The following is a 15,865-nucleotide window of genomic DNA, read 5'->3' as shown; positions in this document are numbered from 1 at the left end:
TCTTCGCAGCGAAATTTTTGAAATGAAGTTAAGCAATTACACATCTGAATTTAAAAACAATTTAAAACTTGCTACTCCAGTAATGATGGGGTCTTTAGGGCATTTGTTAGTGGGTTTAATTGATGATATAATGGTTGGTAGACTGGGAGCTGTAGAGTTGGCAGCAACGTCATTAGGAAACAGTTTAATTTTTATTGCATTTTCTATTGGAATGGGTTTCTCTTTTGCTATAACTCCTTTAATTGCGGAGTCTGATGGAGAAGGAGATAAGCCTAAAGGAAGATTAATTTTTCAACATGGGTTATTGTTAACTACTATAATGGGAGTAATAATGTTTGGTTTGCTGTTAGTATTAAAACCTGCGTTATATCATTTAGATCAGCCCGAAGAAGTTGTAAAATTAGCCATTCCTTATTATGAAATAGTGGCGTTTTCTATGATTCCATTAATGATTTTTCAAGGTTTTAAACAGTTTACAGATGGTTTGGCTCAAACTAAATACGCCATGTATGCTACCATTATGGCGAACGTTATTAATGTATTGTTGAATTTTGCTTTAATTTATGGTTTTTGGATTTTTCCAAGATTAGAATTGGTTGGTGCAGCAATTGGAACCTTAATTTCAAGAGTTGTTATGTTATTTTTTATATACATTGTGTTAAGTAAAAAAGAAGTATTTCAACCATATTTAATACGATTAAAGTTTAATGAAATTAAAAAATCGGTAATTGATAGAATTGTAAAGTTAGGTTTACCTACAGCTTTACAAATGCTGTTTGAAGTTGGTTTGTTTGTAGCTTCGGTATTATTAGCTGGTACTTTTGGGGCTTATGCACAAGCAGCAAATCAAATAGCTTTAAAAATGGCTTCTACAACTTTTATGATTGCTGTTGGAATTGGTGTTGCGTCTACTGTTAGAGTAGGAAACCAAAAAGGGTTGCAGAATTATGTTGAATTAAGACGTATTGCATTTTCAACCTTTTTAATGGTTTTTTGCATAATGTTTTGTTTTAGTATTGCCTTTTTTATTCTAAAAGATATATTACCATTAGCTTTTACTGAAAATATAGAGGTTGTTGGAATTGCTTCAAGTTTATTAATAATTGCAGGGTTTTTTCAACTTTCTGACGGAATACAAGCCGTAGTTTTGGGAGCTTTACGAGGTTTACAAGATGTAAATATGCCATCAGTTTATACTTTTATAGCGTATTGGGTTATAGGTTTTCCTGTTTGTTGGTATTTGGGAAGAGAACTTGAAATGGGAACTTGGGGAATTTGGATTGGTTTGTTAACAGCCTTGACAAGTTCAGCAATTATGTTACTTTTACGATTCAATTATTTATCAAAAAAATTAATTCAAGAAAAAAATGAACTTACCTAAATTTTTAATGGGAGACAATACAGATTGTCCTAACGATATATTTGTAATTCATACTGAATTTCCAAGATTTATAATCAATTTAGTGGACGATGAAATAGAATGGTTAGAAGATTTTCAAGGCGAAGATCAAGATGAACTAGAGATACAAGTAGCAACTTTAATTGAAGAAGCTTCAGCTTTTTATGATAGAGAAATGAAGCTTTACGAAGAAGAATAGATTTATTTTAATAATTTTTTTGCTTGTTCAACCCAATTATCACGTTCTATTCTACCTGGAAAAAACTTGATTAATTCGGTTATTTTGTCAATGTCAGTTGAAGTTAGTTTACTAATTTGTTTAAAGTTGTAGATTCCAATTTTATTTAATTTTTCTTCAATTAAAGCACCAACGCCTTTTATTAATTGTAAATTATCTTTGTTTTTTTCAGAGCCTTTTCCAATATTATCAAAGTTTAAACCTTTTTGAACATGTTCAAAAACAACTTCTTCTTCAAAATAAGATTGTACCATTTGCTTACCACCTCGTTCAAATGTTTTTGTAGCTCTAATTTGAGAGGTATCCTGTTCTAAATCTTCTATATCGTCAGGGTTGTCAAAGTATATTTGAGGTGTTTCTTTTTTAGGAGTTGAAATTCTTCCAAAAACAAAGCCAATAATAAAAGCTCCAAGTAACCAGAAAAATAATTCTAGTAAGTGAGTGAATGATTGATTTGTAAAAATGTCCATTGAGTAAGTTAGTTGATGTTAATTTCTATACGGTTATTTAATTTTTTTCCTTCTTCGGTGTATTTATTTGCAATTGGTTCGGCTTCACCTTTTGAATAAGTTTTTATTTTAGAGTTTTCAATTCCATTTGCTATAAAATAATCTTTTAATTTATTAGATTTCAGTAATCCTTTTGCAAGGTTATTTTGAAAATATCCTTTATTATCGGTATGTCCAGTTATGTGTATTGTGTTTGTAGGATGAAGTTTTAAATATTGTTTTACTAATTTAGTATAAGCTTTTAATTTGTCTGTTGTTTGAAGTTTGTTGTTAAATAAATCTACATACAAACGTTTTGTAATTAATGATTTTTCAATACTGTCAATTATTTCTAGACTTCTATTTATTATAGAAATACTAACTCCATTATTATAAGAATTATCTTTATTAAAAGGTATTTTTTTTACTTTTGAATTTGTTGTTATTCTATCAATTGAAATTCCATTTTTCTCAAATTGATTTACAATATTTTTATTTCGAGAATCTCCAATAGTTTTATTTTCTATAGAAGAATAAAATGAAGTGATTTTAAAATTTTTAGTATAATTATTTGAAATAAAATTAGTTAAATTTTGTGCTAAATTTTCTGGAATTGTTAGTTTGTCTTCATTTTTAAAAATAGTAATTCCTTTTAGAGATTTGTATATGGTATCAGTTTTATTTAGTACTAAAAAATAAGTTGGAGGTACTTCAACTAATTTAGTATTAACTGCTTTGGATAGAGCTGTGCAATTATCGAATTTTTTGTGCGTAATATAAAAGTGCGTAGTTAACGCAACTACTGCCCAAATTAAAAAAACAACAAAAGCTTTTAAGTAATTTAGCATAAATTAATTTTTCCACGCTAAATTTAATAAAAAGGATTGAATTAAGCGATTTATTATCACTTAACATTTTATACTATTTATTTTTTTTTGCAGCTTCTACAAACTCTAATTTATCTAATTTAGTTTTTGTAGTAAAAACACCATAATTTAGAATTACATTTTTCTTTTCAATTTTTTCAATAGTACCAATTGAATTGCTTCCAATTATACGAACTCTATCATTTAATTTAAAAACATAATCAGCTTTTTGTTTTGCAATTTTGATAGCTTCAACTTTTTTAATTTCTCGTACTTTTTTTACTTCTTGTAATACTTCTTTTTCAGTGTTTTGAAGTTTTTGTTCTACTTTTTTCTTTTCAACCTTTACTACTTTTTTTTGAGCTTTAGTTTTTGGTTTTGGAGGGTTCTTTTTTAAATGTTTAGTTTTTTCAATTACAATCCATTTATTAAATTCAACGTTTAGCTCTTTTTTATTATTTGTTTGAAAGTATTTATTAATTAGTTCGTTTATTTTTCTTCCATAAACTAACATTTTCTGGTTACTATCGTATAACTCTTGAAAGTTTTCTAATTTTTGTTGAATTTTATCTTGAGTGTCTGATAAACTATCTGTTTGTTCAATTGCCTTATTTTTTTCTTTTTCTAGTGTTTCAGAAGTTTTTTGAAGTTTATTGCGCTCTTTTTGAAGTCTAGAAATAGTTCTATCTAATCTAATTTTTTCTGATTCTACTCTCTTTTTTGCTCTATTAATTAAGCTAAAAGGAATCCCATTTTTTTGTGCAACTTCAAATGTAAATGAACTTCCTGCTTGCCCAATAAATAATTTAAATAACGGTTGTAAACTTTTTTCATCAAACTGCATATTAGCATTGGAAACGTGCTCCAACTCATCGGCTAAAACTTTTAAATTAGCGTAGTGTGTGGTAATAATTCCAAAAGCTTTTTTAGTATAAAATTCTTCAAGAAATATTTCAGCTAAAGCACCACCTAATTCAGGATCTGAACCTGTACCAAATTCATCAATTAAAAATAAAGTGTCTGCATTACATTTTCGTAAAAATGTACGCATGTTTTTTAATCGGTAACTATATGTACTCAATTGATTTTCAATAGATTGATTATCTCCAATATCAGTTAATATTTTATCGAAAAAATAAGTTGAAGAACGTTCGTGAACAGGAATTAATAAACCACTTTGTAGCATTACTTGCAATAAACCAATGGTTTTTAATGTAATACTTTTTCCACCAGCATTTGGACCAGAAATTACAATAATTTGCTGATTATTATTTAGTTCTAAAGTTTGTGGAATAGTTTCAATTTTTTGCTCATTATTTTTTAACCATAAAATTGGATGGTAAGCATCACGTAAAAAAATACGTTTTGTATTGGTTATTTTTGGTAAACATGCATTAATTCGTTCAGCATATTTAGCTTTTGCTCCAATAACATCTAAATTAGTTAAATAAGCTTGATAATTATTTAATTCAGGAATATACTCACGTATAACGTTAGTTAATTCTTTTAAAATTCTTATAATTTCTTCGTGCTCATCGTACAATAAATTTTGAAGTTCACGGCTGTGTTGTAACGTTGCTTCAGGAGCTATAAAAACAATATTTCCACTTTTAGAACTTCCTAATAAACTTCCTTTCACTTTTCTTCGATGCATAGCTAAAACAGCTAAAACACGCTGATTGTCCACAACAGATTCGCGAATGTCGTCTAAATAACCCGAAGAATTATACTTGCTTAAAGCTCTGGTAAAACTTGCACCAATTTTTGATCGTACATCGTTAATTGCTCTTCTAATTTGTTTTAATAGGGCTGAAGCATTTTCATCAACTTCACCAAAAGAAGTAATTATAGCTTTTATACTATCAGCAATTTCTTTTTTGTATTCAACAGTTTCTGAAACTTCAAAAATAGTAGGGTAGAGCGTTTTAAATTTTTTCAAAAATACTTTTAATTCAAAAATGGTATTTACTGTATTTTGAATTTTTAAAAAACTTGCAGGTTCTAAATAACTGTTTTCTATATTTAATAAATGAATTTCTTTTTGAATGTCGTCAAAATAATGATTGGGTATTCTATTATCATTATAAAATGATGATAAATATTCGTTTACTTGTTGTAGTTCAGACTGTAATGTTTCTTTTTTATGAAAAGGTTTTATTTCTGCAACAGCAATTTTTCCTAAATCAGAAATACAAAATTCACTCACCGTTTTTAAAATGGTGTTAAATTCTAAATCTATTAGTGTTTTTTCTGAAATAGTACTCATAAAATATGCTACTTTTGAATAGTTTTGCAAATATATAGAATTGATAATTGATATAATAGATTAAACAGTATAGGCAATAAAAAATTAAGCTAATTTGTAATACCAGATAAGTAGTTATCTATTTTTTAATACGTATATAAACATTAGAAAATGTGTAGATTTACGTTTTAACAGGAATAATAGAAAAAAATAGATAAATAAATTTTTTGAATTGTATTTGAACTTTCAATTCTTAAAATCATTTAATAATAATCATGAATGTAAACATTGCAGAAAGTTGGAAACCTTATTTAGAACCTGAATTTAAAAAAACATATTTTAAAGAATTAATTGAGTTTGTAAAAGACGAATATGCGAATGAAAAATGTTTTCCTAAAGGAAATCAAATTTTTGAAGCCTTTAATTTATGTAATTTTGATGATGTAAAGGTTGTAATAATTGGTCAAGATCCATACCATGGAGATGGTCAAGCACATGGATTGTGTTTTTCAGTCAACGAAGGTATTTCACATCCACCTTCATTAATAAATATTTTTAAAGAAATTAAAACTGATCTAGGTATTCCATATCCAAAAAGTGGAAATTTAGAACGTTGGGCAAAGCAAGGAGTTTTAATGTTAAATGCAACTTTAACTGTGAGAGCTCACAATGCTGGTTCACATCAAAAAAAAGGTTGGGAAAAGTTTACTGATGCTGTGATTCAAATTATTTCAGAAAAAAACGAAAATGTTGTGTTTTTACTTTGGGGAGGTTACGCTAAAAAGAAAGGAGCTAAAATTGATAAAAATAAGCATCATATTTTAGAGTCAGGTCATCCTTCTCCTTTAAGTGCAAATAGAGGTTATTGGTTTGGTAATAAGCATTTTAGTAAAGTAAATAGTTATTTAAAATCAAAAAAAGTAGAGTTAATTAATTGGTAATTTAAAAAAAAGAGAATGAGTTATAAATCAATTTTAGTAATAATAGTTAGCTTACTTTTTGTTGTTAGTTGTAAACAAAATAATAGTTATAAAAAAATAAATGAAGTTAATAGTCAGCAAGTTTCAGTTGAAAAAAGTTCAGTTAAAAAATTTGTTGTTAATGAATTTTTGGATGCTGGAGGATATACCTATTTAAAAGTTACAGAAGGTATTGAAGAGTATTGGATGGCAATTCCTCCAACTAAAGTAGAAATTGGAAAAACATATTATTATAGTGGTGGAATGTTTATGGAAAATTTTGAAAGTAAAACGTTGAAAAAAACATTTGATAAAATAAAATTTGTTGAGCGTATTAGTGAATCAAATAGTGGTGTTGTAGCAAAATCAAGTGCAAAAGCTCATCAAAATAGTGGAAAAAGTGATTTAACAGTTGCAGGTTCTAAAATTGAAAAAGCTTCAGGAGAATTAAAACTTTCAGATATTTTTAAAAATAAAAATAGTTTTGCAAATACTAATGTTGAAATTAAAGGTATTGTAGTTAAAGTAAACAAGAAAATTTTAGATAGAAATTGGATTCATATTGTTGATGGAACAAAATTAGGAGATAAAAGCAGTTTAACTATTACATCTGAAGAGATGGCAGAAGTAGGAGATACGTTAGTTTTTAAAGGGAAAATAGTTTTGGATAAGGATTTTGGTTACAATTATGTGTATGATATTCTGTTAGAAGATGGAAAAATATTAAAATAAAAAAATGCACCTCAACCAAAAGTGCATTTTTTTATTAATCAAACTCAAAATTATATTATGAAAAACAAAGTTTAAAACTCGTTTCATATATAACTCCATTGTTATCCTAAAATTATGTGTAAGATGTTAATTTGAAGTTAATTAGTGTTAAATATTTATTAACTATTTTAAATGTTTCTGTGCTTTATATGACGAACGAACCAAAGCGCTACTTTCTACATGTCTAAAGCCCATTTTTAAACCTATCTCTTCGTATTTTTTAAATTGCTCTGGAGTAATAAACGCTTGTACAGGTAAATGTTTTTTACTTGGTTGTAAATATTGTCCAATAGTAACAATATCAACTTTAGCATTTGCTAAATCTTGCAATGTTTCAATAACTTCTTGTTCAGTTTCGCCTAAACCAAGCATTATTCCAGACTTTGTTCTACGTTGACCTTGGTCTTTCATGTATTTTAAAACCTCTAAACTGCGATCGTATTTAGCTTGAATTCTAACTTCTCGAGTTAGTCTTCTAACAGTTTCTAAATTATGAGAAATAACTTCTGGAGCAACGGCTAAAATTCTGTCAATATTTGTTTTGTTTCCTTGAAAATCTGGAATTAAAGTTTCTAAAGTAGTTTCAGGATTTGCTCTTCTAATTGCGTTAATAGTTTCAACCCAAATAATAGAACCACCATCTTTAATATCGTCTCTATCTACTGAAGTAATTACAGCATGTTTAATTTTCATTAATTTAATAGAACGCGCTACTTTTTCAGGTTCTTCCCAATCTACACTTTCTGGTCTTCCGGTTTTAACACCGCAAAATCCACAAGAACGCGTGCAAATATTTCCTAAAATCATAAAAGTAGCTGTACCTTCAGTCCAACATTCTCCCATATTAGGACAACTACCGCTAGTACAAATGGTGTTTAATTTGTATTTATCAACTAAACCTCTTAATTCGGTATATTTTTTCCCAACAGGAAGCTTCACTCGAAGCCATTTTGGTTTTTTAATAGTAGTATCTTCTGACATATATCTAAAAATAGAACGCAAAAATACAAAGTTTTTAGAAACTCAAACCATATCAAATGCTAAAACCTTTATAAAGCTAAATAATTGTTGTGTTTAGGGTGTTTATTTTAATGTAAATAATTGTTGATTAATAAAAAATAAACAGTTATTACAAATTAGAAGATGACTTGTTTATAATTTCAGCAAGTAATTTTTTTGCTCGAAGTAATTTAACTTTAATATTACTCATGGGTTCATTTAAAGTGTCAGCCATTTCTTTGTAACTCATTTCTCTAAAATAACGCAGGTTAATTATTTCTTGATAATGTGGTTTTAATTGTTTAATAAAGTTTAATAATTGAGCTAAATTTTGTTCAATAATTAATTGATCTTCAGCAGATGGAGTTTCATCAAAAATTTTATAAGCTTCAGATTCTTTTTTATTAATAGAAATAACTTTGGTACGTTGTTTTCTAATATGATCTAAAAAAATGTTTTTTGAAATTGAAATTAACCAGGTTTTAAAATTATACTTTTCATTGTATAAATGTAATTTATCAAAAGCTTTAGAAAATGTTTTAATGGTAATATCTTCAGCTTCATCTTCATCATCGCTTTTAGAAAGTTGAAATCTAAATACGTCACTCCAATAATTATTTAATAAAGCGTTAAAGGCTTTTTGATCTTTATTTCTAGCTTTTTCAATAAGTTCTTGAATATCGATGTTTTTATTTACCAATGTGTGGGTTTTTCAGTGAGATTTTTTATAAAGATAAACAATTGAATTAAAATTAAAAGTATTTCATAAAAAGGAGCAAAAATAGTTAACCCTTTTTCGTCTAATTTTTTTGATGACAAACCAATAATTATATATTGAAAACTAAAACGGATTAGTATTAATAATAGTACAATTTTCCAATTATATAGAAATAAAAGTAGAAGCGTAGCTAGTATATAAAATAATATTTGTGATAGATAAAATAACCCTAACAAATATTTGTGAGATTTTTTATAATAGTTGGCAGTTGAAATATGTCTTCTTTTTTGTTGAATCCACTGTTTGAATGTTTTTTTTGGTTCAGAAATAGTGAAACTATCTTTTGAAAAACAGATGGTTGTGTTTTTTACTGTTGCAACCTCATTTACAAATAAATCATCGTCTCCAGATTTTATTTTCATGTGATTTACAAAGCCATTATTGTTAAAAAATAATGATTTTGTATAGGCTATATTTCTTCCTACGCCCATATATGGAAATCCTAATTTTGCATAACCAAAATATTGAATAGCTGTAAATAAAGTTTCAAACCTAATTAATTTATTAACAAGAGAGTTTTTAATGTTTTTGTATTTTCCATAGCCAAGAATTAATTCTTTTTCAGATGAAAAATGTTGAGCCATTTTATGAATCCAGTTATTAGAAATTGGTTTGCAGTCAGCATCGGTAAATAACAAATGCTTATAAGAAGCTGCTTTAATACCTAGAGTTAAGGCATACTTTTTACTTCCCCAAAATTGTTCATTAGGAATTATATTTACAATTTTTACGGGGATTTTTGATGTTTTCTTAAATTCTTCCATTACTTCTAACGTAGTATCTGTAGAAGCGTCATTTATAAGAACTAATTCAAATTCAGAATATTTTTGTAAAGCAAAAAGAGGTAGTTTTTTTTGAAGATTTTCCTCTTCATTTTTTGCACAAATAATTATAGAAATAGGTGTACTTTCTTTATTTTTTAATGAAAAAACTTTACTGAAAGCAAATTTTCCAAAAAAAAGTAGATAGTAGATACTTTGAATACAGAAAATTATTACAAAAGCAATAAATATGTATTCAAGCATTATTAACGGTTTTCACATTGGTCTGCAGTTTTACCGCAATAACCACAAGGTTCACCAGTTTTGTTTAAATGAGGATTTTGACTAGCACAAGTTCCTGCAAATTTCCCATCTTTTTTTGCCCAAATTTTTATGGCAATTCCTGCAACTCCAACACCTAAAAGTGCCAATGTTAAAAATAGAAGTTTCATTGTATAAAATTTGTGCAAATATAATTAATAATTCTCTTTTTGATATATTATATAATATATTTTCTTAAACTACATTATATTTAAATATGTTGTTAAATAAATACAAATATACTATGTGTGCATATAAAAAGTTGCTTAAAATATTGATTATAAGCGTAATGATTACTATATTTGAAATGGTTGGTATTTATTAAAGTAAAATTATGTTAAAATAGTACTAAAACTTTGAAATAATTGATTGAATTAAATATTTAAGTATCAACTATTACTACTAACAAAAAAAAGGCTCGTGAAAACGAGCCTTTTTTGCTTTTATTTTATATATAAGTTAACTATTCGATTTTATTAATTCATCTTGAACATTATTTGGTACTAGTTCAAAATTTGAAAATTTAGTGCTAAAACTTCCTCTACCTTGTGTTATAGAACGCAGTGTAGTTGAATATTTATACATTTCTGCTAAAGGAGTTTTTGCTTTAATAGATTGATATTTTCCATCACTATCCATACCTAAAATAATAGATCTACGTGATTGTAAATCGGTCATTACATTACCCATTAATTCTTCAGGAACTTTTACAGTTAATTCTTGTACAGGTTCTAGTAATTTTGGTTTTGCTTGTAAAAAAGCATCTTTAAAGGCATGAGCTGCTGCAATTTTAAACGAAATATCATTAGAATCTACAGAGTGCATTTTTCCATCAAATACCATAACTCTAATATCTCTAGCGTAAGAACCTGTTAAAGGGCCTTCTTCCATTACTTCTAAACATCCTTTTAAAACTGACGGTAAATATCGAGTATCAATTACACCACCAACTATACAGTTGTAGAATACTAATTTTCCTCCCCAATCTAGTTCAACTTCTTCTTTTCCTCTAATATTAAATCCTTCAGGTTCAGGCATTCCTTCATACCACGGTTCAATTTTTAAATGAACTTCACCAAATTGACCAGATCCACCAGATTGTTTTTTGTGTTTATAGCTTGTTGTAGCAGAACGTTGAATTGTTTCTCTGTAAGCTATTTTTGGTTGTTCAAATTTGGTTTTAATTCCATAAATATTTTTAAGTGTCCAATCTATAGTTGCTAAATGTAATTCGCCTTGACATGAAAGTATTTGTTGTTTTAATTCAGTTGAATACTTAATGATTACAGTTGGATCTTGAATATGAATTTTTTTAAGCGCTTCATTTAATTTTTCTTCGTCGTTTTTATCTTCAGCACTTACACATTTACTAATTCTAGGTTCTGGAAATTTTATTGGTTTAATGGTTATGTTAGAGTCTTTAGTTCTTAAGGTATCATTAGTTTCTGTATCCTTTAATTTTAAAGTAGCTCCAATATCTCCTGCTGAAAGTTTATCTACAGGTTGACGGTTTTTACCGTCCATTATGTATAATTGATTTAGAGTTTCTATTTCTTCGTTTCTAGAATTTTCTAATCTGTCGTTTTGTTTAATTTCACCAGATTTAACTTTAAAAAAGCTAATTTGACCTAAATTAGGTTCAAATAAAGTTTTAAATATAAATAAAGCTGTTGGTCCATCTGGTTTACATTCTAAACTTTCGCCTTCAACTGTTTGTTCAGGTTTTAAATCTGCAGCAGAAGGAGCAACGTTATCAATAAATCCCATTAAACGTCCACTTCCCATATCATTTAAGGCAGATAAACAGAAAACAGGGAATAATTCGTGATTTAACATTCCTTTTTTAATTCCTTCTCGCATTTCATCTTCATTTAAAGTTCCTTTATCAAAATAAAGTTCCATTAAGTCTTCATCATTTTCAGCAGCTTTTTCAACTAACTCATTTTGTAATTGGTTAGCTAAATCTTTTTGGTCGTCTGGAATTTCACATTTTTCAGGTTTTCCACCTTCAGTACCAAATTTGTACATTTTCATTTTTAGAACATCAATAATACATTGTGCTCCATCAACTATTAAAGGATATTGAATTTTAACAGCATTATTTCCAATAAGGTCTACAATACTTTTAAAACTTTCATCAAAGTCACAGTTTGGACTATCAATTTGGTTTACTGCAAAAACAGTTGGTTTTGAAAAACGATCTACGTAGTTCCATATAATTTCGGTTCCAACTTCTGTACCTTGTTGGCCATTAATTACCATACAAACTGAATCGGCAACTCGCATTGTTGAAGCAATTTCTCCAATAAAATCATCTAATCCAGGTGTGTCTAAAATATTTATTTTGTAATTACGCCATTCGGTATGAAGTGGTGTGGCGAAAATGGAAGTTTCTCTTTCATGTTCGATTTCGTGATAATCAGAGACGGTATTTTTATTCTCTACGGTACCACGTCGTGTGACTAATCCAGCTTCAAAGAGCATTGTTTCAGCTAAAGTAGTTTTACCACACTTATTGGCCCCTACAATAGCTACGTTTTTAATGTGTTTATCGTCGTATATTTTCATAAATCAAAAATTTTTAAGTGAAAAGTTCTTTAAAGTTACAAACTTTTATTTATAAAAATATGACTAATGTTAGGGTTTTTTTAAAGTGTTTTTTTATAGGCTGAAAACGTTTGAGATTAGGGAATGTTTAAAAATAAAAAAGGCTACATATTTACGTAAATATGTAGCCTTTTATTTGTTTATTATAGGGTTTTAACCTTTTCGTCTAGTTGATCTTTTTCTTCCAAATCCACTAGGTGTTGAAGAGTTTTCTTTTCTATCTTTACTTCTTCTTTTTCCTCCGCCACTTCTAGAGTTTTCGTTTCTATTGTTACTTCCGTTATCTCTTCTACGGCGATTTCCACTTCTTCCACCGCGGCCAGAACGTTTTTTCTCTGTAATTTCTACATTTACACTTCTACCTTCAAAAGAGTTATCATTACTCTCAAAGGCTTTAAGAGTTTCTTCTTGGTAATTTTTATCTAATTCAAAGAATGAAAAAGTATCTAAAATTTCAATTTGACCAATTTCAATATTTTTAGCAATGTCTTGATCGTTAATTAAACCAATTAATCTTGCAGGGTTTAATTTGTCTTTTTTACCAATATTTATAAAAAAGCGACTCATATTTTCATCATTTCTTCTTCCTCTAGTTTCTCTGCCGCTTTGCATATGCTCACTATCATTTAAATCTGGAGCATTTTCGTAATAGCTTAAAAAGGTGTTAAATTCGATAGATACAAATCTTTGAATTAATTCTTCTCTAGTTAAGTCTTCTAATTTTTTGTAGATAGCTGGTAAAAAATCTTTAATTTCAGCTTCGTTTACTTCAATATCGTGAACTTTATCAATTAACTTTAATAATTGATTTTGACAAATTTCTTTTCCTGTTGGAATAGGAGTTTTCACAAACTTTTTACCAATAATTCTTTCAATTGGGTGTAGTTTGTTTTTTTCTCTACCTGTTACAATAGCAATTGAAATACCTTCTTTACCTGCACGTCCTGTTCTACCACTTCTATGTGTATAAGATTCAATTTGATCTGGTAATTTATGGTTTATTACGTGTGTTAAATCTGTTACATCTAAACCACGAGCGGCAACATCTGTAGCTACTAATAATTGTAAATGTTTTTTACGAAATTTTTCCATAACACTATCACGTTGTGCTTGGGATAAATCTCCGTGTAATGAGTCTGCATTGTAACCATCTTTAATTAATTTATCAGCAATTTCTTGTGTTTCTCTTCGAGTTCTACAAAAAATTATACTATAAATATCTGGATTTACATCTGCGATTCTTTTTAAAGCATTGTATCTATTTCTTTCAGAAACTACATAGAATTGATGCGAAACTTGATCAGAACCTTTATTTTTTTCACCTGAAGTAATTTCAACAGGTTTATGCATATAGTTTTTTGCAATACTTTCAACTTCTCTAGGAAAAGTTGCAGAGAATAATAAGGTTTGCTTTTCTTCTGGAGTAACGGCTAAAATTTTATCTAACTCATCTTTAAAACCCATATTTAACATTTCATCGGCTTCATCTAAAACTAACCATTCAACGTTTTTAAGGTTTAATTGTTTTCTGTTAATTAAATCAACAGTTCTTCCTGGAGTACCAACTACAATATGTACTCCTTTTTTTAATTTTCGTATTTGATCTTCAATACTTGCACCTCCATATACTGCGGAAACTCTAAACCCTTTAATATGTTTAGCAAATTCTTCAATGTTTTTTGCAATTTGTAGTGCTAGTTCTCTAGTAGGTGATAAAATAATTGCTTGTGTATTTTTACTATTAGTATCAATTTGTTCTAAAATTGGCAAACTAAAAGCAGCTGTTTTACCAGTACCTGTTTGTGCAAAAGCTTTTAAATCTTTTTTGGAAGCAATTACTTGTGGTATTGCTTTTTCTTGAATTTCTGTAGGATTTTCATATCCCAAATCTGTAAGAGCTTTAATGATATTTTCATTAAGCCCTAGGTCTTTAAATGTCGTCATTCTGTATAAATTATTGATTTACAGATGCCCATCTATAAACCGGTTAAAAAACGTGCAAAGGTACACTTATATTTGAGTCAATAGTTATAAAAAGGTTTTTATTTTAATTTTAGGGCTTTATCAAACTTGCGAGAATCTAAATAAGCAAAACCGTTTTCTACAATACCATCTTTATTAACTACTATAGTTCTTGGGTATTTACTAGTTAAAAATTGATAAGCTCCACTGTTGGCTGTTAATTTAAACTGTTTTGATGTGTCTAACAGTTTTAAATTGGGTTCGTTTAAAATATCAATGGACTCTGGTTGTATATTAACTCCTATAAATAAATCGGATGGATACTGTTTTTCTAGATATTTAATTCTTTTAACTAAATATTCTGAAGACATATATTCTGTAGACCAAAAATATATAATTGCTTTTTTACCCTTAATTATTTTATTTATAGGTATTTCATTATTTTTATAATTAGTTACAGTAAAGTTGTTTAAAGGTTTTTTGGGTTCAACTTTTTGACTATCGTTTACTAATTTTTCTACTTGAGAAAGAATTTCTTTATCGGTACAATTTTCTCTAAAAACTTCTAAAGCTTTGCGGTTGATACTGCATGAAGATTCACTTTTTAAAAAATCGTTTACTATTGTTTTTTTTAATAGTGTATTTTTAAAGTCTTCAATTTTTATATTTTCTGAAATTATATTTAATAGGTTTTCAGTACTATTATTTTTGGTAGAATCCTGTTCTTGTAGTTGATAATTTAAATTATAAAAATGACTTATAATGTAGTTTTGATAAGGATAAAAAGCAACCAGTTTTTTTTCGTTTAAGTTTATATCTTTTCTGTAATTATAAAAATTTGCAGATAATTTTGGAAACTCATTTGATTTTACAGCTTTTTTATGATACAGCGGGTAAATTTCTTTTAATCTATATAAAGGAAAATGTATAGCTGTAGTTGTTAGTTTTTTAAATTCGTCTGTTAAATGAGGTTGAGTAAGTTTAAAATTATTAAAAATTTGAACACGCTCGTTAGCAAGTGAATCTATTTTAAGTTCAAAAGCTTTTTCATTTAAATTATAATACTTGTAGATTTCATTTTCTTCCTTTTCATTTTGTAAAAAAAGATTTATTAGAAACTCATTTTTGCTACTTCCTTTTCCATTAAAAACTAGAGATTCATCAAAATCCCATGTATTAAGTCTAACCAGAATACTATCTGAAGGTTCAAAATAAATATATTGAAACTCAACTCCGTGTTTAAAAGTATATAAACCTTCTTTTAAATTTATATATTTTTTAATGAAGTTATTTTTATTATCTAATCTAATTGTATCTATAACTACATTGTTTTTAAGCAATAAAATACTATTAGATTTTGGATTAACAATATGACCACCAAAATAAATAGTTTTTGAATTTTCAGAAGTAGAACTACAACTAACTGAAAATGATGCTATAAGTAAGATTAAAAAATATTTCATTGTAAAAT

At 27.6% G+C, this 15,865-nt stretch carries 14 protein-coding genes; 4 read left to right on the top strand and 10 right to left on the bottom strand.

Going from position 1 to position 15,865, the window contains the following annotated elements:
• Positions 1–22: 22 nt before the first annotated feature.
• On the top strand, positions 23–1,381 hold the full coding sequence (locus R3X25_RS12300) for an MATE family efflux transporter (RefSeq protein WP_317675217.1): 1,359 nt from the start codon (positions 23–25) through the stop codon (positions 1,379–1,381).
• The gene (locus R3X25_RS12295) at positions 1,368–1,598 is read left to right on the top strand and encodes a hypothetical protein (RefSeq protein ID WP_317675216.1); all 231 of its coding nucleotides are present in this window, start codon (positions 1,368–1,370) and stop codon (positions 1,596–1,598) included. The genes R3X25_RS12300 and R3X25_RS12295 overlap by 14 nt, the downstream gene beginning before the upstream one ends.
• Before the next feature lie 2 nt (positions 1,599–1,600).
• On the opposite strand, the gene R3X25_RS12290 is transcribed toward R3X25_RS12295, so the two are convergent.
• The 3 genes from R3X25_RS12290 to R3X25_RS12280 all read right to left on the bottom strand — a co-directional run bounded on the left by R3X25_RS12290 (position 1,601) and on the right by R3X25_RS12280 (position 5,257).
• Entirely contained in the window at positions 1,601–2,107 is a 507-nt protein-coding gene (locus tag R3X25_RS12290) for a hypothetical protein (RefSeq protein ID WP_317675215.1), read from the bottom strand.
• Between the two features lie 8 nt (positions 2,108–2,115).
• The gene (locus tag R3X25_RS12285) at positions 2,116–2,973 is read right to left on the bottom strand and encodes an OmpA family protein (RefSeq protein WP_317675214.1); all 858 of its coding nucleotides are present in this window, start codon (positions 2,971–2,973) and stop codon (positions 2,116–2,118) included.
• Between the two features lie 73 nt (positions 2,974–3,046).
• Positions 3,047–5,257 carry an endonuclease MutS2 gene (locus tag R3X25_RS12280; protein ID WP_317675213.1) on the bottom strand — a complete coding sequence of 737 codons (2,211 nt, stop codon included), beginning with the start codon at positions 5,255–5,257 and terminating at the stop codon, positions 3,047–3,049.
• 254 nt (positions 5,258–5,511) lie between these two features.
• On the opposite strand from R3X25_RS12280, the gene R3X25_RS12275 reads away from it, so the two are divergent.
• Positions 5,512–6,177: a uracil-DNA glycosylase gene (locus R3X25_RS12275; protein WP_317675212.1), complete on the top strand. Its 666-nt coding sequence runs from the start codon at positions 5,512–5,514 to the stop codon at positions 6,175–6,177.
• Between the two features lie 15 nt (positions 6,178–6,192).
• Positions 6,193–6,927 (top strand): hypothetical protein, encoded by a 735-nt coding sequence (locus R3X25_RS12270; protein WP_317675211.1) that lies wholly within the window; start codon positions 6,193–6,195, stop codon positions 6,925–6,927.
• 162 nt (positions 6,928–7,089) lie between these two features.
• Here R3X25_RS12270 and lipA read toward each other — a convergent pair whose 3' ends face one another.
• The 7 genes from lipA to R3X25_RS12235 form a co-directional block, all read right to left on the bottom strand.
• Complete coding sequence (gene lipA, locus R3X25_RS12265) at positions 7,090–7,947, bottom strand: lipoyl synthase (protein WP_317675405.1); 858 nt, start codon at positions 7,945–7,947, stop codon at positions 7,090–7,092.
• A 148-nt stretch (positions 7,948–8,095) separates the two neighbouring features.
• On the bottom strand, positions 8,096–8,665 hold the full coding sequence (locus R3X25_RS12260; RefSeq protein ID WP_411556580.1) for an RNA polymerase sigma factor: 570 nt from the start codon (positions 8,663–8,665) through the stop codon (positions 8,096–8,098).
• Complete coding sequence (locus R3X25_RS12255) at positions 8,659–9,768, bottom strand: glycosyltransferase (protein WP_317675210.1); 1,110 nt, start codon at positions 9,766–9,768, stop codon at positions 8,659–8,661. The genes R3X25_RS12260 and R3X25_RS12255 overlap by 7 nt, the downstream gene beginning before the upstream one ends.
• Before the next feature lie 2 nt (positions 9,769–9,770).
• Complete coding sequence (locus R3X25_RS12250) at positions 9,771–9,956, bottom strand: membrane or secreted protein (RefSeq protein ID WP_317675209.1); 186 nt, start codon at positions 9,954–9,956, stop codon at positions 9,771–9,773.
• Positions 9,957–10,284: 328 nt separating this feature from the next.
• Positions 10,285–12,393 carry an elongation factor G gene (locus R3X25_RS12245; RefSeq protein ID WP_317675208.1) on the bottom strand — a complete coding sequence of 703 codons (2,109 nt, stop codon included), beginning with the start codon at positions 12,391–12,393 and terminating at the stop codon, positions 10,285–10,287.
• Between the two features lie 192 nt (positions 12,394–12,585).
• On the bottom strand, positions 12,586–14,376 hold the full coding sequence (locus R3X25_RS12240) for a DEAD/DEAH box helicase (protein WP_317675207.1): 1,791 nt from the start codon (positions 14,374–14,376) through the stop codon (positions 12,586–12,588).
• A gap of 98 nt (positions 14,377–14,474) precedes the next feature.
• A complete protein-coding gene (locus R3X25_RS12235) occupies positions 14,475–15,857 on the bottom strand; it encodes a hypothetical protein (protein WP_317675206.1) in 1,383 nt (460 codons plus the stop codon).
• Between the last annotated feature and the right edge of the window lie 8 nt (positions 15,858–15,865).

The sequence above is a fragment of the Lutibacter sp. TH_r2 genome (assembly GCF_033101135.1).
Lineage (GTDB): Bacteria > Bacteroidota > Bacteroidia > Flavobacteriales > Flavobacteriaceae > Lutibacter.
Note: the sequence above shows the minus strand (reverse complement) of the source record. Positions and strands in the feature narration are given on the sequence as shown.